General features: G+C 71.0%; 26 protein-coding genes and 2 pseudogenes. 3 read left to right on the top strand and 25 right to left on the bottom strand.

The window, feature by feature from the left end:
* Positions 1–237: 237 nt before the first annotated feature.
* On the top strand, positions 238–1023 hold the full coding sequence (locus ACE3N6_RS07165; protein WP_374244497.1) for a polysaccharide deacetylase family protein: 786 nt from the start codon (positions 238–240) through the stop codon (positions 1021–1023).
* Positions 1024–1048: 25 nt separating this feature from the next.
* On the opposite strand, the gene ACE3N6_RS07160 is transcribed toward ACE3N6_RS07165, so the two are convergent.
* The 21 genes and pseudogenes from ACE3N6_RS07160 to ACE3N6_RS07060 all read right to left on the bottom strand — a co-directional run bounded on the left by ACE3N6_RS07160 (position 1049) and on the right by ACE3N6_RS07060 (position 19680).
* Positions 1049–2479, bottom strand: coding sequence for a nickel-dependent hydrogenase large subunit (locus tag ACE3N6_RS07160; protein ID WP_374244499.1), 1431 nt, complete (start codon positions 2477–2479; stop codon positions 1049–1051).
* A gap of 107 nt (positions 2480–2586) precedes the next feature.
* Complete coding sequence (locus tag ACE3N6_RS07155; RefSeq protein ID WP_374244496.1) at positions 2587–3582, bottom strand: HupU protein; 996 nt, start codon at positions 3580–3582, stop codon at positions 2587–2589.
* Positions 3579–5069, bottom strand: a complete 1491-nt coding sequence (locus tag ACE3N6_RS07150; protein WP_374244495.1) for a sigma-54-dependent transcriptional regulator — start codon at positions 5067–5069, stop codon at positions 3579–3581. Before ACE3N6_RS07150 ends, ACE3N6_RS07155 begins: the two co-directional genes overlap by 4 nt.
* Positions 5066–6796: a hydrogenase maturation protein gene (locus tag ACE3N6_RS07145; RefSeq protein ID WP_374244494.1), complete on the bottom strand. Its 1731-nt coding sequence runs from the start codon at positions 6794–6796 to the stop codon at positions 5066–5068. The genes ACE3N6_RS07150 and ACE3N6_RS07145 overlap by 4 nt, the downstream gene beginning before the upstream one ends.
* A 5-nt stretch (positions 6797–6801) precedes the next feature.
* A complete protein-coding gene (locus ACE3N6_RS07140; RefSeq protein WP_374244493.1) occupies positions 6802–7104 on the bottom strand; it encodes an antibiotic biosynthesis monooxygenase in 303 nt (100 codons plus the stop codon).
* A 31-nt stretch (positions 7105–7135) separates the two neighbouring features.
* A complete protein-coding gene (gene hypE, locus ACE3N6_RS07135) occupies positions 7136–8182 on the bottom strand; it encodes a hydrogenase expression/formation protein HypE (RefSeq protein ID WP_374244492.1) in 1047 nt (348 codons plus the stop codon).
* Between the two features lie 67 nt (positions 8183–8249).
* Positions 8250–8606, bottom strand: a pseudogene (locus ACE3N6_RS07130) (methyl-accepting chemotaxis protein); the annotation flags it as partial.
* Positions 8607–9131: 525 nt separating this feature from the next.
* A pseudogene (locus ACE3N6_RS07125) lies at positions 9132–10433 on the bottom strand (FIST signal transduction protein); the annotation flags it as partial.
* Positions 10434–10439: 6 nt separating this feature from the next.
* Positions 10440–11579: a hydrogenase formation protein HypD gene (hypD, locus tag ACE3N6_RS07120; RefSeq protein WP_374244491.1), complete on the bottom strand. Its 1140-nt coding sequence runs from the start codon at positions 11577–11579 to the stop codon at positions 10440–10442.
* Complete coding sequence (locus ACE3N6_RS07115; protein WP_374244490.1) at positions 11576–11812, bottom strand: HypC/HybG/HupF family hydrogenase formation chaperone; 237 nt, start codon at positions 11810–11812, stop codon at positions 11576–11578. The genes hypD and ACE3N6_RS07115 overlap by 4 nt, the downstream gene beginning before the upstream one ends.
* A gap of 4 nt (positions 11813–11816) precedes the next feature.
* Positions 11817–12113, bottom strand: a complete 297-nt coding sequence (locus tag ACE3N6_RS07110; protein ID WP_374244489.1) for a helix-hairpin-helix domain-containing protein — start codon at positions 12111–12113, stop codon at positions 11817–11819.
* Positions 12110–14491, bottom strand: a complete 2382-nt coding sequence (gene hypF / locus ACE3N6_RS07105) for a carbamoyltransferase HypF (protein WP_374244488.1) — start codon at positions 14489–14491, stop codon at positions 12110–12112. The genes ACE3N6_RS07110 and hypF overlap by 4 nt, the downstream gene beginning before the upstream one ends.
* 7 nt (positions 14492–14498) lie before the next feature.
* The gene (gene hypB, locus ACE3N6_RS07100) at positions 14499–15563 is read right to left on the bottom strand and encodes a hydrogenase nickel incorporation protein HypB (protein WP_374244487.1); all 1065 of its coding nucleotides are present in this window, start codon (positions 15561–15563) and stop codon (positions 14499–14501) included.
* A 12-nt stretch (positions 15564–15575) separates the two neighbouring features.
* The gene (hypA, locus tag ACE3N6_RS07095; protein WP_374244486.1) at positions 15576–15917 is read right to left on the bottom strand and encodes a hydrogenase maturation nickel metallochaperone HypA; all 342 of its coding nucleotides are present in this window, start codon (positions 15915–15917) and stop codon (positions 15576–15578) included.
* Positions 15910–16677: a hypothetical protein gene (locus tag ACE3N6_RS07090; RefSeq protein WP_374244485.1), complete on the bottom strand. Its 768-nt coding sequence runs from the start codon at positions 16675–16677 to the stop codon at positions 15910–15912. Before ACE3N6_RS07090 ends, hypA begins: the two co-directional genes overlap by 8 nt.
* Positions 16678–16765: 88 nt before the next feature.
* Positions 16766–17239 (bottom strand): [NiFe]-hydrogenase assembly chaperone HybE, encoded by a 474-nt coding sequence (gene hybE, locus ACE3N6_RS07085; protein ID WP_374244484.1) that lies wholly within the window; start codon positions 17237–17239, stop codon positions 16766–16768.
* Positions 17236–17451: a rubredoxin gene (locus ACE3N6_RS07080; protein ID WP_374244483.1), complete on the bottom strand. Its 216-nt coding sequence runs from the start codon at positions 17449–17451 to the stop codon at positions 17236–17238. The genes hybE and ACE3N6_RS07080 overlap by 4 nt, the downstream gene beginning before the upstream one ends.
* Before the next feature lie 2 nt (positions 17452–17453).
* Complete coding sequence (locus ACE3N6_RS07075; protein ID WP_374244482.1) at positions 17454–18305, bottom strand: hydrogenase expression/formation protein; 852 nt, start codon at positions 18303–18305, stop codon at positions 17454–17456.
* Positions 18302–18763: a hypothetical protein gene (locus tag ACE3N6_RS07070; protein ID WP_374244481.1), complete on the bottom strand. Its 462-nt coding sequence runs from the start codon at positions 18761–18763 to the stop codon at positions 18302–18304. The genes ACE3N6_RS07075 and ACE3N6_RS07070 overlap by 4 nt, the downstream gene beginning before the upstream one ends.
* Positions 18760–19065, bottom strand: a complete 306-nt coding sequence (locus ACE3N6_RS07065) for a HypC/HybG/HupF family hydrogenase formation chaperone (RefSeq protein ID WP_374244480.1) — start codon at positions 19063–19065, stop codon at positions 18760–18762. Before ACE3N6_RS07065 ends, ACE3N6_RS07070 begins: the two co-directional genes overlap by 4 nt.
* Positions 19066–19068: 3 nt before the next feature.
* Complete coding sequence (locus ACE3N6_RS07060; protein WP_374244479.1) at positions 19069–19680, bottom strand: HyaD/HybD family hydrogenase maturation endopeptidase; 612 nt, start codon at positions 19678–19680, stop codon at positions 19069–19071.
* 368 nt (positions 19681–20048) lie between these two features.
* On the opposite strand from ACE3N6_RS07060, the gene ACE3N6_RS07055 reads away from it, so the two are divergent.
* The gene (locus ACE3N6_RS07055) at positions 20049–21140 is read left to right on the top strand and encodes a hypothetical protein (RefSeq protein ID WP_374244478.1); all 1092 of its coding nucleotides are present in this window, start codon (positions 20049–20051) and stop codon (positions 21138–21140) included.
* 71 nt (positions 21141–21211) lie between these two features.
* Here ACE3N6_RS07055 and cybH read toward each other — a convergent pair whose 3' ends face one another.
* Genes cybH through ACE3N6_RS07040 form a run of 3 tightly spaced genes read right to left on the bottom strand, consistent with a single transcriptional unit; the run spans position 21212 to position 24807 of the window.
* Complete coding sequence (gene cybH / locus ACE3N6_RS07050) at positions 21212–21916, bottom strand: Ni/Fe-hydrogenase, b-type cytochrome subunit (protein ID WP_374244477.1); 705 nt, start codon at positions 21914–21916, stop codon at positions 21212–21214.
* Positions 21917–21931: 15 nt separating this feature from the next.
* Entirely contained in the window at positions 21932–23722 is a 1791-nt protein-coding gene (locus ACE3N6_RS07045; RefSeq protein WP_374244476.1) for a nickel-dependent hydrogenase large subunit, read from the bottom strand.
* A complete protein-coding gene (locus tag ACE3N6_RS07040; protein WP_374244475.1) occupies positions 23719–24807 on the bottom strand; it encodes a hydrogenase small subunit in 1089 nt (362 codons plus the stop codon). The genes ACE3N6_RS07045 and ACE3N6_RS07040 overlap by 4 nt, the downstream gene beginning before the upstream one ends.
* 253 nt (positions 24808–25060) lie before the next feature.
* Between ACE3N6_RS07040 and ACE3N6_RS07035 the strand changes: the two genes are divergently transcribed.
* Positions 25061–25564, top strand: a complete 504-nt coding sequence (locus ACE3N6_RS07035) for a GNAT family N-acetyltransferase (protein WP_374244474.1) — start codon at positions 25061–25063, stop codon at positions 25562–25564.
* Positions 25565–25586: 22 nt separating this feature from the next.
* Here ACE3N6_RS07035 and ACE3N6_RS07030 read toward each other — a convergent pair whose 3' ends face one another.
* Positions 25587–26573 carry a lipid II:glycine glycyltransferase FemX gene (locus tag ACE3N6_RS07030; protein WP_374244473.1) on the bottom strand — a complete coding sequence of 329 codons (987 nt, stop codon included), beginning with the start codon at positions 26571–26573 and terminating at the stop codon, positions 25587–25589.
* Positions 26574–26627: the final 54 nt, after the last annotated feature.

The following is a 26627-nucleotide window of genomic DNA, read 5'->3' as shown; positions in this document are numbered from 1 at the left end:
ACCGCCGCCCCGCCTGGAGAACCGCTTCACCCCACCGCCCCAGCCGCAGCAACCCCAGGCCCAACCCCAGCCGCGGGGCGGCGACGGCCCGCGCAACCGCTTCGGCGGGCGGATGGAGGAGCGCTGAACAGGGGCGGCGCCCGCCCGCCGCAAGCTTGCCGCAGGGTTTGATTCAGGGGGACGACAGTATTCCTCAGGGAAAATCACGGGTTGTATCGCCAAAAAAAGACAGAGAGCATGGCAAGAGCCAACCCCAACCCCGAGCGACCACCGCCGACGACACCCCGCGTCAACATCCTCACCTACCACCGGGTCGGCAACTTTCCGGACCGCATGCCCAGCCACCGGGGCCAGTACTGCGACCTGCCGCGCTTCGAGGCGCAGATGGAGATGCTGGGCCGCTGCGGCTACACCGTCATCGGCCTCGAGACCGCCGTGCGCGGGCTGCGGGGCATCGGCAAGCTGCCGCCGAAGCCCGTCGTCCTCACCTTCGACGACGGCTACACCGACTTTCTCGAGTTCGTCACGCCGGTGCTGCTCAACCACGGCTACCCGGCCACGGTGTACGCGGTGGCCGGCATGCTGGGCGGCCGCTCCAGCTGGGTAGCCCCGGAGGGGCTGCAGCCGGCGCCGCTGATGAGCGCGGCGCAGCTGCGGGAGGTCCGCGCCCTGGGCTTCAACGTCGGCTCCCACACCGTGAGCCACCCGCGCCTTGCCCAGCTCGAGGACTCGCAGATCGTCGAGGAGCTGATGGTCAGCAAGCACATTCTCGAGGACGCCCTCGGGGCGCGGGTCGGGCACCTCTGCTACCCCTACGGCAGCCACGACCTGCGCACCGTGCACGCGGCGGCGGAGGCCGGCTACTACACCGGCACCACCTGCCTCCGCGCGGTGGCCACGCCAGCCGACGACCTGCTCACCCTGCCGCGCAAGCCGATCTCCCAGGGCAACTCGTCGCTGGGCGTGCTGTGGAAACTCCTCACCAAGAACAAGCCCAGAACGCCGCCGCTGCGCCGCCCCTGAGCCCGACCGCCCCTGAGCCCGGCCGTCAATGCACGGTGCACACCATGCACGGGTCGAAGCTCCGCACCACGTGCTGCACCAGCAGCGGCTCGGCCTCCGGCAGGCCGACCAGGGCCTGCTCCAGGGCACCGGGGGTGCCGGCGGCATCCCGCGGGGAGAAGTTCCAGGTGGTGGGCGCGACGATCTGGTAGCGCACGATGTGGCCGCCGCGCACGGTGAGCCAGTGGCCCAGCGCGCCCCGGGCGGCCTCCACCAGCCCACAGCCGCGGCCGTCGGCGGGGAGCACCGTCTGCGCGCAGAACGGGCCGTCGTCCAGCGCCTTCAGCCACTGCTCCATCGCCGGCACCACCAGGGCGATCTCCAGCAGGCGGGCGATCACCCGGCTCGCCACGTTGCCGCCGTGCTCCATCACCAGCTCGCGGATCAGCGGGTGGCCGGCCACCGCCTGCCGGGCCAGGGCGCCGCACTCCACCACCTGCCCCTGCCAGCGGGGCGCCTTGCACCAGGTATAGGCGCCCTCCTTGTGCTCGACCGGGCGGGTGTCGCCCTCCGAGGGATGACGCGGCACGTCGGCCTCCAGCCAGGCGTGGGAGACGTCCTCGACCACGTCCGCCGGCTCGAAGGGCTGCAAGGCGCCGGCGGGCAGATCCAGCACCCCGCGGGGGAAGCGCCAGCCGGCGTCCTTCGGATAGGCGCCGTGGCTGAGGAAGCGGTCGGTGGCGCGGCCGACGCGGGCGAGCTGCAGGTCGTCGGCGATGGCCAGGAACAGCCGGAAGTCGCCGGTCGTGGCGGGCCGGGCCTCCATCCAGCGGCGCAGGGCCGCGACCGAGTCGATACCGGCGATGGCCTCCAGCCGGTCGCCGAAGAGGTGCCGCTCCAGCCACGCGCGGAACTCCCGCAGCGCCGCGAAGACCCGCAGCCGCTCGGCCGTCTGGGGCGCCCGGGCCACGCCGCCGGGCTGCAGCGTCATGCTGTGGGGCCACTTGCCGGCCAGGCTGCCCATGATCTGCAGGAAGGCCGCCCGGGCCGGCAGGGCGTCGGCCGTGGCGCTGCCGGCGGTGGCCTTGAAGCGCGCCGCGGCGGCGTCGAACCACGGCCGGCCGCGGTAGGCGTCCCGGGCGAAATCCGGCATGAAGAAGAGGTAGAAGTGGGTGAAGTGGTCGGCCAGGTTCTCGGCCGCCAGGATCAGGTTACTCACCCGCTGGCCGTTGGGCGTGGGCCGCACGCCGGCCAGATCGGCCAGGGCCGCCGCCGCCGCGGCCGACTGGGACACCGAGCAGATGCCGCAGATGCGCGGCACGATGGCCAGCGCGTCCATCGGCTCGCGGCCGATCAGGATCTGCTCGAAGCCCCGGAAGAGCGGCGAATTGACGTAGGCCGCCGCCACCCGGCCACCCTCGAAATCGAGGCTCACCTCCAGGTCGCCCTCGACGCGGTTGAAGGGCCCCACCACCACACGATTCAATTCAGTCCTCCCGTTGCCTGAGCGCCACCGGGGCCGGCCGCGCGGGGCCGGCCCGAAGCGGCTGGCCCGCCCCCCCCAGGCGCGTCGGGGGGTGTCGTTCACTTCAGCCCCGTCTTGCGGATGGCCGGGGCGAGCACCGGCGTCTCGACCACGGCGTTCTGGCGCACCCGCGCCGGGGTGGCCGACTTGGACAGCGCCGCCAGCGCCACGAACCACGCCTTGGGCATGTCGGAGGGCAGCCCGATGGGGATGCCGGCCACCTTGGGGGTGCGGTCGAAGGCGTGGCCCGGCGACTCGAAACCCGGCTCGGTGCAGCTGATGCACGGATAGCCACCGTTGGTGCACGAGCCGGCGCCGTTCCACGGCCGGGTGTTGCAGTCGGCGTGGGCCTGGGTGCCCTTGCAGCCCAGGTGCTCCATCATGCAGCCCAGGTCGCCGGGCTTCTCGGCGCTGGCCTTGAACTCGTAGAACTCGTTGCGGTTGCAGCCGTGATGCACCAGCTGGTCGGCGTAGAAGCGCGGGCGGCCCAGGGCGTCGATGTCGGCCGCGCCGAACTGCCCCAGCGCAAGGGCCAGCAGGGTGTCGGTGACCCAGTCCGGGTGGGTGGGGCAGCCGGCCACGTTGATGACCGGCAGGCCGGCGCCGGAACGGTAGTCGCCCCCCAGCAGGCCGCCCCGGTGCTCGCCGTCGTACTGCAGGCCGATGGCGCCGGCCGGGTTGTTGCCCGCCGCGGTGATGCCGCCGTAGGCCGCGCAGGTGCCCACGCCCAGGGTGTAGCGGGCGCGGGCGGCGAGGCGCTTCACCCAGTCGATCATCGGCCGGCCGGTGCCCGCCAGCAGGTGGAAGCGCCCGCTGCCATTGGGGCCGGTGAGGAGCGAGCCTTCGACGCACAGCAGATCCAGCGGCCGGGCGCCGGATTCAAAATCGGCCAGCAGCGCCCGCACCTCGTCACCCGAGGCTTCCGACAACGACGGATGCCAGGCGAGCGCGATGCCCGCCGACGACAGCAGCCCCAGCACGTCCCGCGCACCGGAGCACAGCAGCGACATGGTGCAGCCGCCACAGCCGCCGGACTGGAGCCACAGGAGGTTCATTCGTCGTCGCCCCCCTTGCCGCCGTCGAGGCCGAAGCGGGCCAGCTTGGCGCGCAGGCCCACGCGGGACAGGCCCAGCTCGTTGGCGGCGCGGGTCTTGTTCCAGCGCAGGCGGATCAGGGTCTCCTTGAGCACGCGGGCCTCCAGCGCATCGACGCGCTCCTGCAGGGTGCCGGAGAAGCCCACCGCGGCGAGTTCGTCCACCGGGCCGTCGGGGCGGCCGTCGGCGCCGGCCTGGAGCACCCGCGGCGCCAGCAGGTGGGCGCCCAGGCGCGGCTCGGTGGCCAGCGCCAGCATGCGCAGGATGGCGTTCTGCAGCTCGCGCACGTTGCCCGGCCAGCGGTAGGCCGACAGGCAGGCCAGTGCCTCGGCGGTGAAGCCTTCGGTGTCCTTGCCCAGGGCGCGGCGGCTGGCGTCGAGGAGTCGTTCGGCGAGCAGCGGGATGTCCATCGGGCGTTCGCGCAGGGGCGGCACGTGGATGGGCACGATGGCGAGGCGGTAGTACAGATCCTCCCGGAAGCGGCCTTCGCGCACCTCGGTTTCCAGATCGCGGTTGGTGGCGGCAATCACCCGCACGTCCACCGTCACCGGGCGCGGGCTGCCCAGGGGGCGGAACTCGCCCTCCTGCAGCACCCGCAGCAGCTTGACCTGGAAGGCCGGCGAGGTTTCGCCGATCTCGTCGAGGAACAGCGTGCCGCCGTCGGCCTGCTGGAACAGGCCGGTGCGGTCTTCATAGGCGCCGGTGAAGGCGCCGCGCTTGTAGCCGAACAGCTCGGCCTCCAGCAGCTCGTCGGGCAGCGCGCCGCAGTTCTCCACCACGAAGGCCTTGTCGGCGCGGCGGCTGCGGTAGTGGATGGCACGGGCAATCATCTCCTTGCCGGTGCCGGATTCGCCGGAGATGAGCACGGAGAGGTCGAAGGGCGCCACCTGGGCGATGAGGTCGCACACCGGGTTCAGCGGGCTGTCGGGCGCGCGGGTGAGGCCGTCGAGCCCGAATTCGCGCTTCACGCGCTCGTACTTCATCTCGACGCGCTTCTTGAGCACCGGGCCGGTGGTGCGCAGCTCCAGGCTCAGGCGCTGGTTCTCGGCCTGCAGACGGTGCAGCTCGGCGGCGTTGCGCATGGCCATCAGCAGGTTGTCGGGCTGCCAGGGCTTGAGCAGGTACTGGTAGATGCCCGCGTCGTTGATGCCGGCGATGATGTCTTCCGAGTCGGTGTAGCCCGAGATGATGATGCGCACCACGTCGGGCCATTGTTCGCGCACCCGCTTGAGGAAGGCCACGCCGGACTCGCCGGGCATGCGCTGGTCGCACAGCAGCACCTGCACCGTCTCGCGTTCGAGGATCTTCCAGGCCTCGTCGGACGAGGACGCGGTGAACACCTCGAAGGCTTCGTCGAGGGTGCGGCGCAGGGCTTCCTGGGAGCGGACTTCGTCGTCCACCACCAGCACCGCGGGCAAGCGGGGGGCAGGTTTGATCGGGCTGTTCATCGCTGGGCTGGGCGGGCCCCGGCGCGGTCGCGGTGCCGGGCGAGGTGGCGGGGCGTCCACGACTGGGGGCTCTTCATCACGAAATGGTAGCGCGCCCCGTGGTAGCTGGGGTCGAAGCCGTAGAAGTTGCGGTGCATCCGGGCGAGTTCCTCGTCCCGGTAGGCGGAAAGAGGCTTGGCGGCTTCATCAAACGCGCGGCGGGCCTGTCTGGCGGCGAGGCGCGCGGCGTAGTCCGGCGCTTCGGCCAGCGCCTGGGCGCGGGCGAGCACTTCGGCCTCGAAGGCCGGGCGGTCGGCGCCGAAGGCGGCGTCGATCAGACCCGCCTGGGCGGCGCGGGGTGCGCCCAGGGGCAGGCGCTGGGCCATGATCGCCCGGGCCGCGGCGTCGCCCACCCGGCGGGGTAGCAGGTAGGTCCAGTACTCGGAGCCGTACAGGTTGCCCATGTTCTTGTAGTGGGGGTTGAGGATCACGCCCTCCCGCGCCCACACCTCATCCGCCGCCAGCGCCAGAAAGCAGCCGCCGGCCCCGGCGTTGCCGCGCAGCGCCGCCACGGTGAGACGATCCGTGAGCTGCAGGATGGCGAGGCACACGTCGTCCATCGCGTCGATGTTGGCCCAGGATTCGTCCGCCGCCGACCCGCCGGCCTGCTGCTGGGCCTCGATGCGGTTGAGGTGGATGCCGTTGGACCAGAAATCCGCCCCGCCCTCCAGCACCAGCACGCGGGTGGGCCGGGCGCGGGCGAAGGCGATGGCGTCGATGAGGCGCCGGCACTGGTCGGCGGCCATGGCGCCGTTGTAGAAGTCGAAGGACAGCAGGCCGACGGCGCCCTCCTCGCGGTAGCGCAGCTCGCCCCAGTCGGCGGCGTCGCGCATCAGCGGCGCCGGGCGCTCGGGCAGGCTGCCGACCTCGGCGGCGAAGGCGACGGTGGCGGGCAGCTTGATGCCGCCGGGGCGTTTGACGTGGCCGATCCACAGGGCGCCGTCGCGGGTGGCGCGCAGCACGGCACCGTCGCGGCGGGCGATGAGCTGGCCGGGCGTGGCGCCGGGCTCAGGCGCGGCCGGATGGGCGTCGAAGAGGTGGCAGGGCTGGCCGAACAGGGCGTCGGCCACGCCGGGAAAGCCGTCGGCGGCGCGGATGCGGGCGAGGATCGTCGCGGTATCGTCCCGGGCCCAGTCGATGGCGCGATCCGGCTGGCGCATCGGGGGCTGGAGCGTGCCGCGCACGGCCGGGTCGTCGGGCTGCGGGCGAGTCGGCTGCCAGCGGCCGGCGCGCCAGTCGTCGAAGCGGGCCAGCGCCTCGCGCACCGCGGCCAGCGCGGCCTCGGTCACTTCGCTGCGATAGAGGCTGGCCTTGGGCGCGGCGCGCATCGGGAAGACGCGGCTCGCCCACACCGGGCCGGCGTCCATCTCGGCCTCGGCCTGCAGCACGGTGACGCCCCACTCGGCCTCGCCCCGCTGGATCGCCCAATCCAGGGCCGACGGGCCGCGGTCGCCGACGATGCCCGGATGCACGACGAGGCACGGCAGGCGCGACCACACGGATTCGGGGATCGCCCGCTTGAGGAAGGGTGCCAGCAGCAGATCGGGCTGGAACAGGGCGACGGCCTCTTCGGTGACCGGGTCGGCGATGTCGAACTCCACCGACAGGTCGTGGCCGTCCACCGCCAGCGCGTCGAAGAGGCGCTGGGTGAGGCTGTTGAAGCTGTGGCAGAGGATGAGGATGCGCATTCGGCTTACAAGACGGCCTCGAAGCCCTCGAACTGGGGCGGGCCCAGGTAGATGTCGCGGCGGCTGCCGGCCCCGGCGTGGGCCTTGCGGAAGGCGTCGGAGCGCGTCCACGCCTCGAAGGCGGCGGCGGAGTTCCACACCGAGTGGCTGGCGAAGAGGGTGAACTCCGGCGTGGTGGGGCCCTGCAGCAGGTTGAAGGACTGGAAGCCGGGCACCTGATCGAGGTGGGATTCGCGCTGCTTCCAGATCTCGATGAAGTCGGCCTCGCGGCCGGGGGCGATGCGGAAGCGGTTCATGGCGATGAACATGGCGGGCTCTCGGGAAAAGGGAAAGACGGGATCAGCAGATGCGCGGCAGCTGCTCGCCGGCGAGCCAGTCCACCATGCGGCGGCCGCCGAAGGCGGTCTTCATCTGCACGAAGCGGTGCTCGTCGGCAATGACCTCACCCACCCGCGCGGCGCGGGTGCCAAGGGGGTGGGCGCGCAGCGCGGCGACCAGGGCGGCGGCTTCATCGCCCGGGCACACGGCGATCAGTTTGCCCTCGTTGGCGATGTTGAGGGGGTCGAGGCCCAGGAACTCGCAGGCGGCGGCCACCTGCGGGTCGACGGGAATCGCCGCCTCGTCGAGCACGATGCCGACGCCGGATTGCTGGGCGATCTCGTTGAGGGTGGCCGCCAGCCCGCCGCGGGTGGGGTCGCGCAGCAGGCGCAGGCCCGGCGCGGCGGCCATCGCCACGGCGGCGAGGCCGTGGAGCGCGGCGGTGTCGGAGCGGATTTCGGCGTCGAAGGCGAGGTTCTCGCGCTGGGCCATGATGGCCATGCCGTGATCGCCCAGGGTGCCGGAGACGATCACCGCGTCGCCCGCCCGGGCATTGGCGCCGGAGAGCTGGCGGCCAACCGGCAGCGCGCCGATGCCGGTGGTGGTGATGAACACCCCGTCGCCCTTGCCGCGCTCGACCACCTTGGTGTCGCCCGTGACCACCGGCACGCCGGCCTCCTTCGCCGCGGCGGCCATGCTGGCGACGATGCGGGCGAGGTCGGCGAGGGGGAAGCCCTCTTCGAGGATGAAGCTGGCGGCCAGATACAGCGGCCGGGCGCCCATCGCGGCCACGTCATTGACCGTGCCGTGCACCGCCAGGCAGCCGATGTCGCCGCCGGGAAAGCACAGCGGCGAGACCACGTGGGCGTCGGTGGCGACCACCAGCCGCTCGCCGGGGCCGGGGGCCGGCAGCACGGCGCCGTCGTCGCCCTGGCGCAGCCATTCGTTGTCGAAGGCCTTGCCGAAAACGTCGGCGATGAGCTGGACCATCGCGCGGCCGCCGCCGCCGTGGGAGAGGTCGACGCTGCCGTGACGCAGGTCGAGGGGTCGGACGTAGTTTTTTTTCATCGCACGCGTGTCGTTTCGGTCGGTGGCCCGGCCGGCCCGGCACGCGTGCACGTGCCCGGGCGCGGGGTCAGGCCTGGGTGAGCTGGTTTTCGGTGAGGTGTTTGAGGGTGTCGGCCACCGCCCGGGTGTGGTCGGCGTTGCCGGCGGTCTGGCTGCTGATGGTTTCGATGTCGGTGAGGAGCGACGACAGGTGCGACACGTCGCCGGACTGGCGTTCGATCTCCTGGGCCACGCGGCCGATCTCGCTGGCGAGCGACGAGATGTCGGCGCCGATCTCGCCTGCGCTGGTGCGGGATTTCTCGGCGAGCTTGCGCACCTCGTCGGCCACCACCGCAAAGCCGCGCCCGGCCTCGCCGGCCCGGGCGGCCTCGATGGCGGCGTTGAGGGCGAGCAGGTTGGTCTGGTCGGCGATCTGCTGGATCACCTCGACCACGCCCTGGATGCGTCCGCTGGCCTGGGCGAGCTGGCGGGCGCTGTCGGCAGCGGCGCTGGCCTGGCTGGTGAGGCGGGCGACCATCGATCCGGCGTCGTGGATTACCCGGCCCTGCTCGTCCACATGCCGGCCCAGCGCGCCGACCGAGGCGTAGAGATCGCCGGCACAGGCTTCGAGCTGGTGGGCGGTATCGGCGCGCAGGGCGCAGGACGACTGGAGGGTCTGCCCCAGGCTGTTGAGGCCGCGCACCACCGGCGCGATGTTGTCGTCGAAGCCGGACGGGTCGAGCTGGCTGTCGAAGCTCTCGGCCTGGTAGTCGGCGATCTGGCGGACGATCACCCGCGACAGGCCGGCAAACTTGTTGCTCTGACGACGCAGGAAGAAGGCCTTGAACTCGCCGTAGTGGGCGACGAAGTTGTCCACGAACTCGTCGCGGAAGGGCGCGCCCTCCGGCACCCGGAAGAAGAAGACCGCGGTGAGGGTCTGGTTGAGGTTGAGGCCGAGGATCTCGCCGAAGGTGGAGAAGCCGGCCATCTGCCCGCCGGGCAGCACCTCGCCGAGGCGGGCGAGTTCCTTGTCGTTGTAGAGCCGGCGCAGGATACAGTCGTTGAGGATGCCGGCCACCGGCAGGCCGGGCTTGCCGGTCATGAAGGCTTTGAAGTCGCGCTCGGTGGCCTGGGCAAGGCCGGTGCGGCGGACCAGCCGGAGGTCTTCGCCCGGCGAGATGTCGCAGTAGAAGCTGACCCGGCCGGCGGCCAGGTCGATGCCCGACACCGAGCGCACGAACAGCTCGTCGCCCACCTGGATGGCGAAGGAGTAGTCGGCCAGCTTGGTCTCCAGCGCCTCCGGCCCGCAGCGCAAGTGCCGGCACAGGGCGTCGATGAAGCCGACGATCTGCCCGTCGGCGTCGATGGTCTGGCTGACGTAGCGCTGCTCGGGCGAGGCGCCAATCACCGGGAAGCAGGCGCCGTCGGGCTGGAAGTTGTGGCTCTTGAACACGCCGAAGCGGGTGCCCCGGGCCACCTTGAGGAAGGCGATCAGGGCGTGGTTTTCGAGCTTGCGGGTGCCGTCGTGAATCCAGGTGTTCTTGAAGTCGAACTTGCCGCCGGCCGAACCGCCGACGAACAGGCACGGGAAACGCCCGGATTCGTAGAGGGCCTCCATGAAGAAGGATTCGGACGCCGACAGGCCGTCGAACAGGATGTGGGCGAAGGTGTCCCGGTGGTCGATGTCCAGGTCGACCCGCAGCTCGCGGATGCGCCGGGTGAGGGCGGCCACCCGCTCGCGCACCGGCAGGTCGCACTGGCCGCGGCGCAGGTCTTCGCAGCCCAGGGGCACGGCGACCACCTGGGCGCGGGCGATCAGCGACGCGTCGAAGCACTGGACGACCACCCGGTCCCAGCTGTTGCCGGTGGCGCAATAGAGCGGGCCGCCGCCGCTGCACAGCTCGCCGGCGGTGGAGCACAGCATCGTCGGCACACCGGGGAAGCGGGCCGTCACCGCCCGGGCGACGGACTCGATATCCACGTGGGGCGACACGTAGCCGCTGACGAAGGTGGGCTGGATGGCGACCGCGGCGAGGGCCGCGGTCAGGTCGCCGGCACGGCACTGCAGGGTGTGCACGCCCGGCTGCGGCGCACTGCGCAGCTTGTTGAACAGGTTCACTTCCAGTCTCCTTGCCGGCCTCGAAACGGGCCGTGTCCGGCGTGTATCGGCAGGCGGTCGGCAAGGTTGAGCGCGCGCCGGCAGAAGCCGCCCGCCCCGGGGGCGACATCCGTCATCGAGGCAGGCGAAGTGAGTAGCGGCGCCCGAAACCATCGCGGGTCAGCCGGCCACCACCGGAATGTCGCGGAAGCGCCCGTAGGTGTAGTGGGCGGCGCAGGCGCCTTCGGACGACACCATGCACGAGCCCATCGGCGTCTCGGGGGTGCACACCGTGCCGAAGAGCTTGCAGTCGAGGGGCGTCTTGACCCCGCGCAGGATCGCCCCGCACTCGCACGACTTGTGATCCGGCACGGGCTGATAGACCAGCCCGAAGCGGGCCTCGGCGTCGAAGGCGGCGAAGCGCTCGCGGATGCGCAGGGCCGAATACGGCACCAGACCCAGCCCGCGCCATTCGAAGGACTGGCGCAGCTCGAGCACCTCCGACACCAGGGCCTGGGCCTTGAGGTTGCCGTCTTCGGTGACGGCGCGGGTGAATTCGTTCTCCACCTCGGTGCGGCCTTCGTTCACCTGACGCACCAGCATGCGGATGGCCTGCATCACGTCCAGCGGCTCGAAGCCGGCGATCACCACCGGCTTGCGGTATTCCTCGGCAAAGTGGGCGTAGGGTCGGCTGCCGATGATGGTGCTGACGTGGGCCGGGCCGATGAAGCCGTCCAGCGGCACGGTGCCCAGTTCGCGCACCTCGGGGGATTCGAGGATCGCGGTGATCGCCGATGGGGTGAGCACATGACAGCACAGCACCGAGAAGTTGGTGAGCCCGAGCTGGGCCGCCTGACGGATCACCAGCGCAGTGGGCGGGGTGGTGGTCTCGAAGCCGATGGCGAAGAACACCACCTGGCGCTGCGGCTCCCGCTGGGCCAGCGCCAGCGCGTCGGCGGCGGAGTAGATCATCCGGATGTCGGCGCCGCGGGCGCGGGCGCGGAGCATGGAGAGCCCCTCGGAGGCCGGCACGCGCAGGGTGTCGCCGTAGGTGCACACCGTGACGCCCTCGTCCAGCGCCAGCTGGATGGCCTGGTCGATGCGGCCGATGGGCAGCACGCACACCGGGCAGCCGGGGCCGTGGATCATCCGCACGGAAGGCGGCAGCAGGTCGGCCACGCCGTAGCGGGAGATGGCGTGGGTGTGGCCGCCGCAGAACTCCATGAAGGCGTAGCGCCGGCCGGGCTCGACCTCGCGGGCGATGGCGGCGGCGAGGCCACGGGCCACGTCGCCGTCGCGGAACTCGTCGACGTACTTCATGGGGCTTCGGCCCCCACGTCGATACCGGCCTGGATCATCAGCGCGAGGGTCTGCTCGGCCTCGACGGGGTCGAGCCGGGTGAGCGCGTAGCCTACGTGGACGATCACGTAGTCGCCCACGGCCACGCCATCGACCAGCGCCAGCGAGATGGTCTTGCGGACGCCGCCCAGGTCGACCACGGCCTGGCTGTCGGGGAGGAGTTCGACCACGCGGGTCGGGATGGCGAGGCACATGAGGTCAATCCTTGCTGGCGCCGACGCGCGCCTTGCGCTCGGCGGTGTAGGCCCACCACGGGCGGGCCGGCTCGCCGCCCATGAAGCGGGTGGCGGCGATGAAGGTGTCGAGCAGGCAGGGGTCGTGGCGGGTGCCGGTGACGGCGTTGAGTTCGGCGTAGAGCGCGTAGGGGTCGCGTCCGACGAGGGCCATCGGGGTGTCGATGCCGATGCGGCGCAGGGCCGCGGCGACGGCCTTGCCCACATTGGGGATGTCTTCGAGCCGGCCGACGCTGACGGCGGTGGTCGGAGCCTCGATCACAGCAGCCCCCGTCGCAGCTCCGCCCGCGCCACCCAGGCCTGACCAAGGGCGATGCCGCCGTCGCCGGGCGGCACGTGCTGGGCCTCGAACACCGCGAGGCCGCGGGCACCGAGCTTGTGACGCAGGCCGCCGGCCAGCTCGCGATTGAGCAGACAGCCGCCGGAGAGCGCCACCCGGCGCTGCCCGGTGGCGTGGGCGGCGTCGCCGATCCACTGGGCGAGCCCGTCGATCAGGGTGGCGTGGAAGTGGCTGGCGCCGCGGGCGGCGTCGGTTTCGCCCACCAGCAGGTGGAGCAGCGGATAGAGGTTGAGCACCGAGGGGCCGTCGGCGCGGGTGTCGATGTGGTAGCCGCCGGCCAGCGGGAAGGTCTGGCCGATGCGCCGGGCGAGGGTCTCGAGGCGCATCGCGGCCTGACCTTCGAAGCTGGTGGTGTCGGCAAGGCCAAGCAGGCCGGCGGCGGCGTCGAACCAGCGCCCGAGGCTGGTGGTGGGCGGGCAGCGCACGCCGCGTTCGAGCATCGCCAGCACCTGCTCCACGGCCGGCTGGTGGGCGAAGCGGCGGGCGGCCTCGTCGCGCTGGCCCAGGGCGTGGAGCACGGCGCAGGCGACGCGCCAGGGCTCGCGGGCGGCCCGGTCGCCGCCGGGCAGGGCCAGCGGGCTGAGGTGGCCCAGGCGGCGGAACTCGGCGCCATCCACGTAGAGCAGCTCGCCGCCCCAGGGCAGGCCGTCGGTGCCAAGGCCCACCCCGTCGGCGGCAAACCCGAGCACCGGGCCGTCGAGGCGATGCTCGGCGCACACCGCGGCGATGTGGGCGTGGTGGTGGTGGACGGCGATGGAGGGCACGTCGAGGGCGTCCGCCAGCGCCAGCGCGGCGCGGGTGGAGTAGTAATCCGGGTGGGCGTCGTGGGCGACGGCGGCCGGGCGCACAGAGAGGATGGCCTGCAGGTGGGCGGCGGCTTCGTCGAGGGCGGCGCAGGCGGCGGGGTTGTCGAGCCCGCCGATGTGCTGGGACAGAAACGCCTCGGCCCCGCGGGCGAGGCACAAGGTGGCCTTGAAATGGGCGCCGAAGGCCAGCACCGCCGGGCCGCTGGCGTCGAGGGGCATCGCCAGCGGGGTGAAGCCCCGGGCGCGGCGCAGGAACTGCACGCCGGCGCGCTTGCCGTCGCCCTCGCCCGGCGTGGCGGGCAGGTCGGGCCGCAGGCGCAGCACCGAGTCGTCGCAGCGCACCACGATGTCCCGGTCGTGCATCAGCAGCACGTCGGCGATGTCGGCGAGGCGTTCGAAGGCTTCGTCGTTGCGCTGGACGAGCGGCTCGCCGTGGGGGTTGGCGCTGGTCATCACCAGGGCCAGGGGCTGGGCGTCGTCGAGCCAGGCGGTGCCGGCGGGGCGGCCGGCGGCTTCGTGGAACAGCAGGTAGTGGAGCGGCGTGCCGGGCAGCATCGCGCCGATCTCGTCGAGATCGGGGGCAATGCCGGGGAAGGCCTCGTCGCAGCCGGGCAGCTTGGCCAGCAGCACGATGGGGCGCTCGGGGCTTTCGAGCACCGCGGCCTCGGCGGCACCGATCTTCGCCCGACCGGCCAGGCTGGCGACGTTGGCGACCATCAGCGCGAGGGGCTGGTGGGGGCGCGCCTTGCGTTCGCGCAGGCGGGCGACGGCAGCGGCGTTGGACGCGTCGCAGGCCAGATGGAAGCCGCCCAGGCCCTTGAGGGCGACGATCTCGCCCAGCTGGAGCCGGCGCACGGCCTCGGCCAGCGGATCGCGGGCCAGGGCGGTGAGGCCGTGGGGCTCGTGCAAGCTGAGGCGCGGGCCGCACTCGGGGCAGGCGTTGGGTTCGGCGTGGAAGCGCCGGTCGCCGGGGTGGCCGTATTCGGCGGCGCAGCCGGCGCACAATTCGAAGGCGGCCATGCTGGTGCGCGCCCGGTCGTAGGGCAGGCTGCGGGTGATGGTGTAGCGCGGGCCGCAGTGGGTGCAGTTGATGAAGGGGTAGCGCCAGCGCCGGTCGTCGGGGTTGAACAGTTCGGAGAGGCAGGCGCGGCACACGCCCACGTCGGGGCCAATGGCGGTGGCGACCTCGCCTTCGGCGCTGGGCAGGATCGCGAAATCCTTGCGGGAGTGATCGGGCGGGATGACCTCCGGCTCGATGACGTCCACCCGCGCGAGGGGCGGCGCCTCGCTGGCGAGGCACTGGGTGAAGGCGTCGAGCACGGGCTCGCTGCCCTGGATCTCGATCTCCACCCCGCCGCCGTCGTTGCGCACCCAGCCGACGAGGCCGAGGGAGTTGGCGAAGCGGTACACGAAGGGCCGGAAGCCCACGCCCTGCACCACGCCACGCACGCGCAGGCGGCGGGCGACGCGGGTCGGGTCGACGACGATCAGCATGGGCGGGTCAGCCTTTCGCGGCGAGCTGCGCTTCGAGCTGGGCGATGCGGGCGCGCAGCTGCTCGACGGTGGCCACCCGGGCGGCCCGGGCCGCGGCGTGGCGCGCGTCGATCCAGCCCAGCCATTCGTCGAAGCCAGCGCCGGTGGTGGCGGACACCTGGATCACCTGCAGCTGGGGATTGACCCGGCGGGCGAAGTCGATGGCACGGGCCACGTCGAAGCTGAGGTAGGGCAACAGGTCAACCTTATTGACCAACATCAGGCTGGCGGCGGCGAACATGTCCGGGTATTTGAGGGGCTTGTCCTCGCCCTCGGTGACCGACAGCACCACCACCTTGGCGGCTTCGCCCAGGTCGAAGGCGGCCGGGCAGACGAGGTTGCCGACGTTCTCGATGAGCAGCACGCTGTCGTCGGGCGGGGCGAGCTTTTCGAGCGCGTGGCCGACCATCAGCGCATCGAGGTGGCAGCCCTTGCCGGTGTTGATCTGCAGCGCCGGGGCGCCAGTGGCGCGGATGCGCTCGGCGTCGAAGCTGGTCTGCTGGTCGCCTTCCACCACCGCCACCGGCACCGCGCCGGGGCGGGCCTTGAGGGCGTCGATGGTGCGCACCAGCAGGGTCGTCTTGCCCGAGCCGGGGCTGGACACAAGGTTGAGGGCGAGGATGCCCCGGTCGGCCAGCCAGCCGCGGTTGCGCTCGGCGTAGCCGTCGTTCTTGGCGAGGATGTTCTGCTCGATCTTGACCATCTGGGCCTGGCTCATGCCCGGGGCGTGGGCGCCGGCCGGGCCGTGGCCGTAGTGCAGGCTGCCGTCGCCGGCATCCGTGTGGGGATGGGCGTGGTCGGCGGTGTGGACGTGGTCGTGGCTGTGCCAGGTGCCGTCGGCGTGCCGGTGCAGGTGGCCGTGGGCGCCGGCGGGCACCCACTGGTGGCTGTGGGCGTGCTCGCCCTCGTGGCCGTGGGCGTGGCGGTGCACGGTGCCGTCGGCGTGGACGTGCTCGTGGGCGTGGCCATCCCGGTCCAGCGCCTCGCCTTCGATGCGGGTTTCTCCGGCCCCGCAGCCGCACACATTGCACATGTCAGTTTGCTTTCATTCGATTTCGAGTTCCTTCACCCGCATCTCGGTGCCGCCGGTGGCCTGCACCTGGTAGCTGCCGCAATGGGGGCACGGATCATACAGGGCGGCGATGGGCACGGTGGCGGCGCATTGCATGCACCAGCCCTGGCCGGGCACGGCGTCGATCTGGAGGGCGGCGCCGTCGGCGATGCTGTCCTTCATCACCACGTCGAAGCAGAAGGCGAGCGCCTCGGGTTCGACCGACGAGAGCTGGCCGATTTCCAGCACCACCGTCTTCACCTTGCGAAAACCCTGGGCGCGCCCGGCGTCCTCGACGATCTGGCGGATGCCTTCCGCCAGCGACATTTCATGCATCCACGATCTCCACGGTGTAAGGCACGCAGGGGTCGAGCAGCAGCACGGCCCGCTCCACGGCACGGCGGGCCGCCTCGATGCTGGGCAGGCTGGCCGGCAGGCGCTCCACGATACCCCTTTCGTCGGCGAAATTGCGATCCGTCGGCGCATCCACCTGCCAGCGGGCGACGCGCCCGTCGGCCAGCTGCAGCCCATGGCGCAGGCGCCCACGGGCGGTGTGGACCCAGGCATCCCCCTGACCGGCGGCGGGGCTGCCGTCGCTGCCCCAGGGGTAGGGGAGGTCGTCCTGCAGCGCCCGGGCGGCGGCGGCGAAGGCGGCGCGCCGGTCGGCGGCCTCGCCCTGAGCGGGGAGCGCGGCACTCACCTGCCGGGTGGCCTCGACGAGGGTGTCCCGGTTGTGGCGGGCGGCGCGCCAGGCGGCGAACGCCTGGGCCCGGGGCGCTTCGCCCATCAGCCGCGGCCAGTCGAGGAGCAGCCGCCAGAGGTGTTCGTGCAGGCATTCGGCCCACAGCTGCCAGGACGGCACCGGCGCGGCGCCCACCCAGCCGGCGGCGGCCAGGGCCAGCCGGCCGGCTTCGCGCTGGGCGTGGCTGCACAGGGAAAAATAGAGGGGGATGCGGGCCAGCGCGAGCGCCGGCTCAAGCCCGACGAGGGCGCGGGCCACCGGCGGGCGGACGAGCTGCACCTGCCAGCCGCCGAGCGCCCCCGCCTGCCAGCGGGCCGCAACCCGCAGGCTGCCGGCGAGCCCGGACGGGCTCATCGGGCCCGCCTCCGGGCTGCGCGCGCGCCCTCCTCCACCCGCCTAGCAGGGCGGTGAGCACCCGGGGCGGGCCGCCGCACGGGGGCGCTCATGCGGGGCTGCGCCCGAACAGCCAGCGACGCCGACCAGCCGCGGCCTGGGGCGCCGGGGGCTCGACGGGGGCCCGGAGCAGCGCCGTGAGGGCGGCGGCGGCGGTGTCGCAGGCGACTTCCATCGAGTCGAACTCCAGCGCGGGCGAGAACAGCGAGCACACCTGATAGGGGCCGAAGCCCACGTCGCTGCCGTAGACGAAGTCGTAGTCGCCGCTGGGAAAGCGCCAGCGGATCTTGGCGAGGGATTCGGCCTCCTGCCAAGGGGCGTCGCCGGGCAGGATCAGCAGGTTGATGGCCCACGGCATCACCAGCGCCGCCACCCGCACGCCCGCCCACTCCGCCAGCCCGGCCAGGCGCACCGACAGGCGCGGGTTGCAGATGGGCACGTCGGCCATCGGCCCCGCGGCAACGGCGCGGTAGTGGGCTTCGATGCGGGCACCGAGCTGGGCGGCAGTGGGCTGGCCGGTCACGCGTCGCCCTTCAGCACCATGAACTTGTGGCGCGGGGCGTCGCAGTTGGGGCAGCGCCAGTGTTCGGGCAGCTGCGCGAACGGCGTGCCGGGCGGGATGCCCCAGTGGGGGTCGCCCGCGGCGGGGTCGTACACCTGCCAGCAGATGCCGCATTCGAGGCGGTCGTCGGCGGCCAGCTTGTCGCCGTCGCCCAGGAAGGAGCCTTCGAACACGGTCAGCTTTCCCGCAGCATGGCGAGGTATTCGCCGAGACGTTCGAGGGTGTCGGCGTAGTCTTCCTGCGCGGCGAGCACCACCTCGGGCATGTCCACCACCTCGATGGTGTTGAGGATCAGGGTGTCCATACTGTTGAAGTACTGCACCCACCACACGTGGGCCAGCCGGGTGCTGGTGACCCGGCAGTTGCCGTAGCCGCGGGAGAGCATCGACACGTCCCGGTGGCCAAGGGCGCCGTAGAGGTAGTCCAGGTCGGCCTCGCTCACCGGCAACAGGGTGAGGTTGATGACATGGGCGGGCTGGCCGACCACGTGGCGGGCGGACTGCTGCTGGATTTCGGCGAGCAGGGCTTCGCCGTTCATCATGCCGGCGGCGAGGGGCGGCGGGGTGAGGGCCGGCAGGGTGGTGGCGCGCATGGCGGCGTAGAGTTCGGCCGGCAGCGGGCTGGCCTCCAGGCGGTCGGCGACGATGCGCCCGTCGGGCCCCTCTTCCAGCACCCGCCAGAGGGCGGCGAAGGCGGTCTCCTGCACGCGGATGCGGGTGGGCGCCAGGGTGAAGGCGGAGACTTCGCCGAAGCCCAGGGATTCGGTGAGCAGGTCGCGCACGCCGCGGGGTTCGCCGGCCAGGTCCACGGCGGGCGGCTGACCGGCGCCGAGGGCCTGGGCGCGCATCCCGGCGAGGAGCCGGGTCAGGATGTCGGCCGCGCGGGCGAGGTCGGCGTCGCTCATGGCTTCGGGCAGACGGGGGGCGCGGAAGGTGCTCATCCCGCTGGGCATGGCGAGGTATTCGGGGGATTCGTCGGTCTGGGAGCCGGGGCCGACCGGCACGACGGGAATCGGAAAGGGTTTCATGCGCAGCTCCGGGTGGCCTGGGTAGCGATGGAAATGGGCGGGCGGCTGGGCGCGAGGGCGCCAATCCGCGCAAGCTCGGTGACGAAGGGGCCCCAGTCGAGGATGCCGGTGAGCACGCCCAGGTAGGCGCCGTCCCGCAGCACGACCACCGCCGGGTAGCGATTGACGCCGAAGCGACGGGCGAGTGCCGGGCTCAGGTCGGCGCCGGCAGCAAGGCCCCGGGCGGCCATGCCGAGGGCGCTCAGGGCTTCCGGCAGCACCACCGCCACGTCGAGGCTTTCGGGGCTGCGCTGGGGGTCGTCGGTGAGGAGCAGCGCGGCCAGGCCGCTGCCGTCGAGGGCCGCGTCAAGGGCAGCCTCGTTGGCCAGACGCGTGAAGCCGTGGCGGTCGGCGAGCCGCTTGAGGGCGGCGTCGAGCTTGTCGAGGGTCGACGGGGGCGGGGCGAACTGGGCGCTCATCGAGGCTCCGTAAGGTGGGCGGGAAGGGTTGGCGTGCGCTCGATCAGATCGGCGAACAGGGCGTCGATGCCGGCCTGGTCGCCGCGCATGGCGGCGTCGAGGGCGGCCAGCGCGTTGTTGATGGCGTGGGCGCGCGCCGCGTCGATGACTTCGCGGGCCGCACCGAGAAAAGTGAGCAGCCAGGTGCCGGGCGGCTGCGCGCCGACCAGCGCCAGATCGATGGTCTGCTCGCCGTCCGGCCCCAGACAGCGGGCCGTCCAGCCGGTGGATTCGATGACCTGCACGGGAATGCCCAGGCACATGGCTCAGTCCTCCCGGATGAAGCGGGCGTCGCCGCTGCGCCAGGCGACCTGCTCGCTGGGGCGGCCGGCTTCGTAGGCGTCCATGGTCAGGCTGGCGGCGTTGAGGCGCGGGCCGGCGTCGGCGCGCGGCACCGGCGCGGCGCCCCAGCGGGTGAGCCAGTCGCAGGCCACCTCGAGGGCCGGGCCGATCTGGGCCTTCACCGCGTCGCGCAGGCTGCCGCCAAAGTCTTCCAGCTCGACCGGCTGGCAGCCGATCAGCACCAGCTCGTCGGGCAGGCGACCGAGCAGCTCGGCGGAGGCCAGCACCTCCTGGAAGCCGGTCTGGTGCAGGCTCATCTTCTTGGCGCCCATGAAGCGAGGCACCTCGTCGCCGACCACCACGCGCAGGGTGCCCGGCGGGTCGCCGTAGTCCACCGCGTCGAACACCAGCAGGCGGCGGGCCTCCTCCACGTAGGGCAGCAGGTAGAGGCCCTGGGTGCCGCCGTCCATCGCGGTGACCTGGGGCGGCAGCACGAAACGCTCGGCCAGCGCCTCGACGCAGCGCACGCCGAAGCCTTCGTCGGCCCACAGGAGGTTGCCGATACCCAGAACGAGAACGGAAGGAGGCGCGGTCATGGCAGCAGAAGCTTGAGGAGGTGGTCACCTTAATCAAGTTCCGTGCCGGCCTGCCCGGCCGGCGCAGGAATGGACAGGCGGCTTTCAGGACAAGGCTTTAGCGTAAGGCCCGAAACCGCCCAATCGGCAAAACGGAATAAACCCTTCCACTCATCACATAAAATGGAATTATTTCTTCCACACAACAAACCGGCGCCCTCAACGACATCGCCATGCCCGCCGCCGTCAGCGCCCCGCCGCACCCCCTCTCGCATGACATACGGCTCAAATTGGGTATTTTTGCAAGCTCACAATAAATATGACTTTTGTCGCGTCGCCACATCGGTTCACAATCCGCTCTCGCTCGCGCTGATTTATCGTTCCCGCCCATGAAAAACCTTGTTTCGGCCCTCTCGGCCCTCACCCTGCTCGCCGCGCCGCTCCCGGCGCTTGCCGCCACGGCGGGCGAAACCGCCCCCCAGAAGACCGAGGCCGCCCCCACCGCCGCGGGGGACACCGCCGCGCTGCCCGCCCCGCCGAAGGTGACCCGCTGGGAAGATACGGGGATGAAGCCGGCCGAAGCGCGGGAGTGGCAGAACTACGGCTTCTCGCCCCACGATGGCATGAACTGGCACACCGCGGGCTTCGAGCCGGTGGTGGCGCGCACCTGGTCCGACAAGGGCTTCGACGCCGACGAGGCGCGGGCGTGGCGCGACTCCGCCCGCCAGAGCCGGTCGATGATGGCGGAGCTGGACCACTCCGATCCGGCCGCCTGGAAACGCGAAGGCTTCTCGCCGGCGGACCGGCTGGCCTGGTGGGACGCCGGCTTCGTGTTCGACGACGCGGTGCTCCTGGCCCGCTCCGGCATGACGCCGAATCAGGCCGCCTGGCACGGCCACGAGAAGCTCAAGGAGCTGCGCAGCAGTGGCGCGAGCGTCGCCCCGGATGCCGCCAAGACGGCAAGCCCGGCCGCGCCGGCCGCCATCCAGGCCCCGAGCCCGGCCGCCATCTGGACCATCGTGGGCCCCTTCCTGAAGGTTGGCCTGGTGGCGCTGGTGGTGTTCCTCTCCGCGGGCTTCGCGTTCTTCATCTATCGGCGCGCCCAGGCCAACAGCAAGCTCGCCACGCTCAAGCCCAGCGCGGCGGACAGCGCGCCTGACAGCGAACTGCCCCCCGAATCCGAGCCGCCCGCCAAGCTCGGCCGCAAGGTGCTCGAGAAGCGCAAGCCGGCCCGGGCGGTGAAGCTCTTCAAGAGCGCCTCGCCCCACTGCATCCACTGCAAGAGCAGCAACGTGCGCCGCTCCAAGATGCACCCGCACAAGTTCGCCGGGATCAACTTCACCGAGTACTTCCGCTGCAAGAACTGCGGCCGGCACTTCGCGATCGTCAGCTACACCTCGATCCTGGCCGCCGGCGGCGCCGTCGTGCTGGCCCTGCTGCTGATCACCGCGTCCTTCATCTACGTGTTCTCGATCGCCTGACGAGGCGGCGGCCCGACGAAAAAATGGCCCGGTCGGAACCGGGCCATTTTGTCTGGCAAGGCGGGGGGCGTTCAGTCCTTGAACATCCGCCAGCCGGAGACCATCGTCGAGATCAGGCTCTGGCGGCTCATGATGTCCTCGCGGATCGCCGCGTACACGTGCACCACCACGAAGCTCATCATGATCCACATCCCCAGCCGGTGCAGGCTGTGGACCTGCATCGAGCCGCCCAGCAGCGGCAGCACCCAGCCAAAGAGACGATCCGCCCACGAGCCCAGCCCCAGGCCTTCGCTGTACAGGGCGAAGCCGGTGAAGAGCATCCCGAAGGCCAGCACGGTAAAGAAGAAGAACATCATCAGCTGGGCCATCGGGTTGTGGCCGACGTACTTCTTGGGGTGCTTCTCGAGGAACAGATACCAGCGCAGCTCGAAGAACACCTCGCCCCACCACTGCCCGTTGGTGATCGGCAGCTTGAAGATCTGCCGGGCGTGGTGGTTGCCCACCAGCGCCCAGTAGGCCCGGCCCACCAACCCCACCGCGAAGATGTAGGCCGCGGCGAAGTGGGCGAAGCGGATGTAGCCCATCAGGAAGTGGTCCGACGCCTCGCCGGGCATCGTCGGCAGCGGCTTGCCGATGAAGTAGCCGCTCGCCGCCAGCACGACGATGGCCAGGGCGTTGATCCAGTGCCACAGGCGCACCGGCGCCTCATACACGTAGATCGACCGCACCTGCCGGCCGTGCCGTTCGGCCTCCAGCATGTCTTGTTGTGAAAGCATGGCCAGCCCTCCTTGTCAGCGGACCTTGATCGACGCCATTTCCTGCCCGTCCGGCGACAGCACATGGGTGGAGCAGGCCATGCACGGGTCGAAGGAATGCAGGGTGCGCAGGATCTCCAGCGGCTCGTCGGCCTTGGCCACCGGGGTATCCAGCAGCGAGGCCTCGAAGGCGCCGATCTGACCCTTGGCGTCCCGCGGGCCGCCGTTCCAGGTGGTGGGCACCACGGCCTGGTAGTTGTCGATCCGGGTGTCCTTGATGCGGATCCAGTGGCCCAGCGCGCCGCGCGGCGCCTCGGTGAAGCCCACGCCCTTGGCCTCCTTCGGCCAGGTGGCGGGTTCCCACTTGTCGATGTTGGCGGTGGAGAGATCGCCGGCCTTGAGGTTGGCCATCAGCTTGTCGAAGAAGTAGCGCGACTTGTGGGCCGCCCAGGATGCCTCCAGCCCCCGCGCCGCGGTGCGGCCGAGGGTGGAGAAGATCGCCTTGAGGGGCAGGCCGAGATCCTTCAGCAGCTTGTCCACCGGCTCCTTGAACTCGGGGTTGTTCTGGGCGTAGCCGATCACGTAGCGCGACAGGGGGCCAACCTCCATCGCGTGGCCGCGCCAGCGGGGGGCCTTGATCCACGAGTACTTGCCCGCTTCGTCCAGGTTCTCGATCCTGGTCTTGGTGCCCTTGGTGGCCTTGCCCAGCTCGAAGTTGGGCTCGGTGACGCCGTCCCACGGGTGCAGGCCGCGGGTCTCATCGGCGTACTTGTACCAGCTGTGGGCCACATGTTCCTGCACCTGCTCGGGGTCGCGCAGGTCAACCTCGTGCACCTTGGTGAGGTCGCCGTTGATGATGGCGCCGCGGGGCAGCAGCAGGTTCTTGGCCGAGTAGTCGTTGGCCACGTCCGGGATGTCGCCGTACGACAGCACGCACTGGCTCGACAGCCCGCCGCCGTAGGTCCAGTCCTTGTAGAAGCTGGCGATGGCCACGAGATCCGGCACGTACACCATGTCGATGAACTCGATGCAGCGGTCGATGATCGAGGCGATCAGGTTGAGCCGCTCCATGTTGATCGCGCCCACCGCGCCCGCACCTTCCAGGTTGATCGCGCAGGGCACGCCGCCCACCAGCCAGTTCGGGTGCGGGTTCTTGCCGCCGAAGATGGTGTGGATCTTGACGATCTCCTTCTGGAAGTCGAGCGCCTCCAGGTAGTGGGTGACCGCCATCAGGTTGGCTTCCGGCGGCAGCCGGTAGGCCGGGTTGCCCCAGTAGCCGTTCATGAAGGGGCCCAGCTGGCCGGATTCGACGAACTTCTTCAGGCGGTTCTGCACGTCGCGGAAGTAGCCCGGCGACGACAGCGGCCAGCTGGAGATGCTCTGGGCGAGTTCGGAGGTCTTCTTGGGATCGGCCTTCAGGGCCGACACCACGTCCACCCAGTCCAGCGCGTGCAGGTGGTAGAAGTGAACCAGGTGGTCGTGAATCTGGAGCGCCAGCTGCATCAGGTTGCGGATGATGTTGGCGTTGTCGGGAATCTTGATGTTGAGGGCGTCTTCCACCGCCCGCACCGAGGTGAGCGCGTGGGTGCCGGTGCACACGCCGCAGATCCGCTCGGTGAAGGCCCACGCGTCGCGCGGGTCGCGGCCCTTCAGGATCACCTCCAGCCCGCGCCACATGGTGCCGGTCGACACCGCGTTGCGGATCACGTTCTTTTCGTCGATGTTCACCTCGACGCGCAGGTGGCCCTCGATCCGGCACACAGGATCGACCACCACGCGCTTGCCCGAGTTGTCGAGCTTGAAGCCCTGGGTTTCCAGCACGGTCATTGTTTGTCTCCCGAGTTCTTGTCTTCATGCTGCGAGCGGGCGCGCGCCAGCGCCGTCACCGCCGCGTGGGCCGCCACCGCGGCGCCCACCGCGCCGGCGGCCGCCATGCCCACCTTGTCCGCATTGCTCTCGACGCCGAACTGGTGAATGTCGGTCACCCGGTCGTAGAAGCTGCCCTTGTCCCAGAAGCCCTCTTCCGAGCAGCCGATGCAGCCGTGGCCGGACTGCACCGGCCAGCTCACGCCGCCGTTCCAGCGCATCGACGAGCAGGCGTTGTAGGTGGTCGGGCCCTTGCAGCCCATCTTGTAGAGGCAGTAGCCCTTGCGCGCGGCGTCGTCGTCCCAGTTCTCGACGAACTGGCCGGCGTCGAAGTGCGGGCGGCGGTAGCACTTGTCGTGGATGCGCTGGCCGTAGAACATCTTCGGCCGGCCCTGGCGGTCCAGCTCGGGGATGCGGTCGAAGGTCAGCATGTAGGTGACCACGCCAGTCATCACCTCGGCGATCGGCGGGCAGCCGGGCACGCGGACGATGGGCTTGTTGGTGATGACCTGATGCACCGGGGTGGCGCGGGTCGGGTTCGGCTTGGCGGCCTGCACGCAGCCGTAGGACGCACAGGCGCCCCAGCTGATGATCGCCTTGGCGTCGGCGCAGGTCTCCTTCAGCACCTCCACGAAGGGCCGGCCGCCGTGGATGCAGAACATCCCGTCCTCGTTGAGGGGCGGGTTGCCCTCCACCGCCACGATGTAGTTGCCCTTGTACTTCTTCTTGACCTCTTCGATGATCGCCTCGGCCTGGTGGCCAGCGGCGGCCATCAGGGTGTCGTCGTAGTCGAGGGACAGCATCGACAGCACCACGTCCTTGGTGAGCGGGTGCGCCGAGCGGATGAAAGATTCGGAACAGCAGGTGCATTCCAGCCCGTGCAGCCAGATCACCGGCGTGCGCGGCTTGGTCTCCAGCGCGTGGGCGATCTTCGGCACAAAGGCGCTGCCCAGCCCCAGCGACGTGGCGGTGAGGCTGCAGAACTTCATGAAGCTGCGCCGGGTGATCCCCTGCCGGCGCAGCACCTCGTAAAATGTTTCGGTCATGGACGTCAGCCCTCCCCTCCTGGAACATCGCGCCCGGATATCTTCTGATCTGCCGCGACGAAACCGGGCCAACAAGGTCGCGCAGCCAGAGGAGGAAATAACAAGAACCATGCCCAAACCGGCCACCCGTCAAAAACCCTGCCGTCGCAAAGGCTTAGCGCCTGGGGGCGGCGGCGACGAGAGCCCTCCCGGCGATACCGGCAAGCCACTGACCGGCCAATCGGAAACCCACTAACCAGCCCTTCCGCTCCAGATGACCACCCTCACCCTCCAGCCCGTCGACTTCGACGACCCACGGCAGACCGCCGATTTCCTGTTCCTGCTCGACCACTACATGCGCGGCCCCACCGGCAGCGGCGAGCCCATGGGCGACGAGCTGCGCGCCCGCCTGCCGGAGGCCCTGCGCCGCCGGCCAACCGTCCTGAGCTACCTCGCCTACGCCGGAGGCGACGACGGACAGCCCCAGCCCGCCGGGCTCATCAACTGCGTCGAAGGCTTCTCCACCTTTGCCGGCAAGCCGCTGCTCAACATCCACGACATCGTGGTGCACGAGGATTTCCGCCGCCGCGGCATCGCCCGCGCCCTGCTCGCCCACGCCGAAGCGGTGGCCCGGGAACGGGGCTGCTGCAAACTGACGCTGGAGGTGCTGGAAGGCAACCGCGGCGCCCACCGGGCCTATCTGGATTTCGGCTTTACGGCCTACCAGCTCGACCCGGCGATGGGCGCCGCGATGTTCATGGAAAAGAAACTGGGCTGAAGCCCGGCGGGCGAGGCCGCCCTCAGAAGGCGACCCACTCTTCGAGCAGGCGGTATTCGCTGCCCCGCAGCCCCTGCTTGAAGCGGCCGTAGCCGTCGGACGACGAGTAGCCGCCCAGGTCGAAGCGCTCGCAGCCGCGGGCCTGCATGGAAAGCAGCGCGTTCCACATCAGAAAGTTGCCGGCCTTCTTCCGCCGCGCCTCCGGGCCGAACCAGCCGACGAAATACTCGGCGCTGCGGGCGAAGCGGAACACCAGCATCCCGGCCAGGGGCTCGCCGTCGTGGAGCACCCGGCACACGAAGACATCCGCCGGCGCCCGCTCCCACAGCGCCCGCAGGAAATCCGGCGAGGTGCCGGCGAAGCCCTTGTCGCGCATGTTTTCCTGGTGGCGGGCGAGCATCCACTCGAAATCGGCCTCCGCCCCGGAGACCTCGAACACCAGCCCAGCCCGCTCCGCACCGTTGAGCTGGGTGCGCCAGGTGGAGGCCAGGCGCCGACGCAGCACGGCGGCGTCTTCGGTCAGATCCAGCACCGCCGAACACCAGCCCGCCGCACGCCGGGGGATGAAGCCCGCCTCCCGCAGCCACTGGCGGTGTTCGTCCGATTCGGCGAGGCCCGGCGCCAGCACCAGCAGGCCGCGACGGCCGAAACGCCAGCGCTTGCGCAGCGCCGCGTACACGGCGCGCACCTCGTCGGCTACCGGGCGAGACGCAAGGAACTGCGGCCCGCGGTTGATCCGCGCCGCCAACGCCAGCCCCAGCACACGCTTCACCAGCACCTGGCAGATCGCCACCGGCTGACCGCCGCGCTCGAAGACCAGCCGCTCCACCCGCCAGCCACCCGCCGCCTTGGCCTCGCCGTAGGCCCAGGCCTGGACGATGGCCGGCGCAGGCAGGCGCGCGAACAGCCCATCCCACTCGTCGCGCCCGCGGGCCGGCCGCAGCAGGCAGTCGTTCACGGACGAAAACGGCAGCGACGCCAGGGAAAAATCGCAGGAGCCATGCTTCATGAAGGGGGAAGATCGGGGGAACGGCCGGAGTCTAGCCATGGATGCCCCCGCGCC

The sequence above is a fragment of the Zoogloea sp. genome (assembly GCF_041904905.1).
In the GTDB taxonomy this organism is placed as follows: domain Bacteria; phylum Pseudomonadota; class Gammaproteobacteria; order Burkholderiales; family Rhodocyclaceae; genus Zoogloea.
This window is presented reverse-complemented; position numbering and strand designations above follow the sequence as displayed.

Coding starts and splice junctions, on each gene's coding strand:
- ACE3N6_RS07150 (WP_374244495.1), bottom strand. CDS start 5,069: ATGAACAGCCCGATCAAACCTGCCCCCCGCTTGCCCGCGGTGCTGGTG.
- hypF (WP_374244488.1), bottom strand. CDS start 14,491: ATGCTGATCGTCGTCGACCCGACCCGCGTCGCCCGCCGCCTGCGCGTG.
- ACE3N6_RS07055 (WP_374244478.1), top strand. CDS start 20,049: ATGAAAAACCTTGTTTCGGCCCTCTCGGCCCTCACCCTGCTCGCCGCG.
- hypA (WP_374244486.1), bottom strand. CDS start 15,917: ATGCATGAAATGTCGCTGGCGGAAGGCATCCGCCAGATCGTCGAGGAC.
- cybH (WP_374244477.1), bottom strand. CDS start 21,916: ATGCTTTCACAACAAGACATGCTGGAGGCCGAACGGCACGGCCGGCAG.
- ACE3N6_RS07145 (WP_374244494.1), bottom strand. CDS start 6,796: ATGCGCATCCTCATCCTCTGCCACAGCTTCAACAGCCTCACCCAGCGC.
- hypD (WP_374244491.1), bottom strand. CDS start 11,579: ATGAAGTACGTCGACGAGTTCCGCGACGGCGACGTGGCCCGTGGCCTC.
- ACE3N6_RS07060 (WP_374244479.1), bottom strand. CDS start 19,680: ATGACCGCGCCTCCTTCCGTTCTCGTTCTGGGTATCGGCAACCTCCTG.
- ACE3N6_RS07140 (WP_374244493.1), bottom strand. CDS start 7,104: ATGTTCATCGCCATGAACCGCTTCCGCATCGCCCCCGGCCGCGAGGCC.
- ACE3N6_RS07115 (WP_374244490.1), bottom strand. CDS start 11,812: ATGTGCCTCGCCATCCCGACCCGCGTGGTCGAACTCCTCCCCGACAGC.
- ACE3N6_RS07075 (WP_374244482.1), bottom strand. CDS start 18,305: ATGAAACCCTTTCCGATTCCCGTCGTGCCGGTCGGCCCCGGCTCCCAG.
- hypB (WP_374244487.1), bottom strand. CDS start 15,563: ATGTGCAATGTGTGCGGCTGCGGGGCCGGAGAAACCCGCATCGAAGGC.
- ACE3N6_RS07065 (WP_374244480.1), bottom strand. CDS start 19,065: ATGTGCCTGGGCATTCCCGTGCAGGTCATCGAATCCACCGGCTGGACG.
- ACE3N6_RS07040 (WP_374244475.1), bottom strand. CDS start 24,807: ATGACCGAAACATTTTACGAGGTGCTGCGCCGGCAGGGGATCACCCGG.
- hypE (WP_374244492.1), bottom strand. CDS start 8,182: ATGAAAAAAAACTACGTCCGACCCCTCGACCTGCGTCACGGCAGCGTC.
- ACE3N6_RS07165 (WP_374244497.1), top strand. CDS start 238: ATGGCAAGAGCCAACCCCAACCCCGAGCGACCACCGCCGACGACACCC.
- ACE3N6_RS07035 (WP_374244474.1), top strand. CDS start 25,061: ATGACCACCCTCACCCTCCAGCCCGTCGACTTCGACGACCCACGGCAG.
- ACE3N6_RS07070 (WP_374244481.1), bottom strand. CDS start 18,763: ATGAGCGCCCAGTTCGCCCCGCCCCCGTCGACCCTCGACAAGCTCGAC.
- ACE3N6_RS07090 (WP_374244485.1), bottom strand. CDS start 16,677: ATGAGCCCGTCCGGGCTCGCCGGCAGCCTGCGGGTTGCGGCCCGCTGG.
- ACE3N6_RS07155 (WP_374244496.1), bottom strand. CDS start 3,582: ATGAACCTCCTGTGGCTCCAGTCCGGCGGCTGTGGCGGCTGCACCATG.
- ACE3N6_RS07030 (WP_374244473.1), bottom strand. CDS start 26,573: ATGAAGCATGGCTCCTGCGATTTTTCCCTGGCGTCGCTGCCGTTTTCG.
- ACE3N6_RS07045 (WP_374244476.1), bottom strand. CDS start 23,722: ATGACCGTGCTGGAAACCCAGGGCTTCAAGCTCGACAACTCGGGCAAG.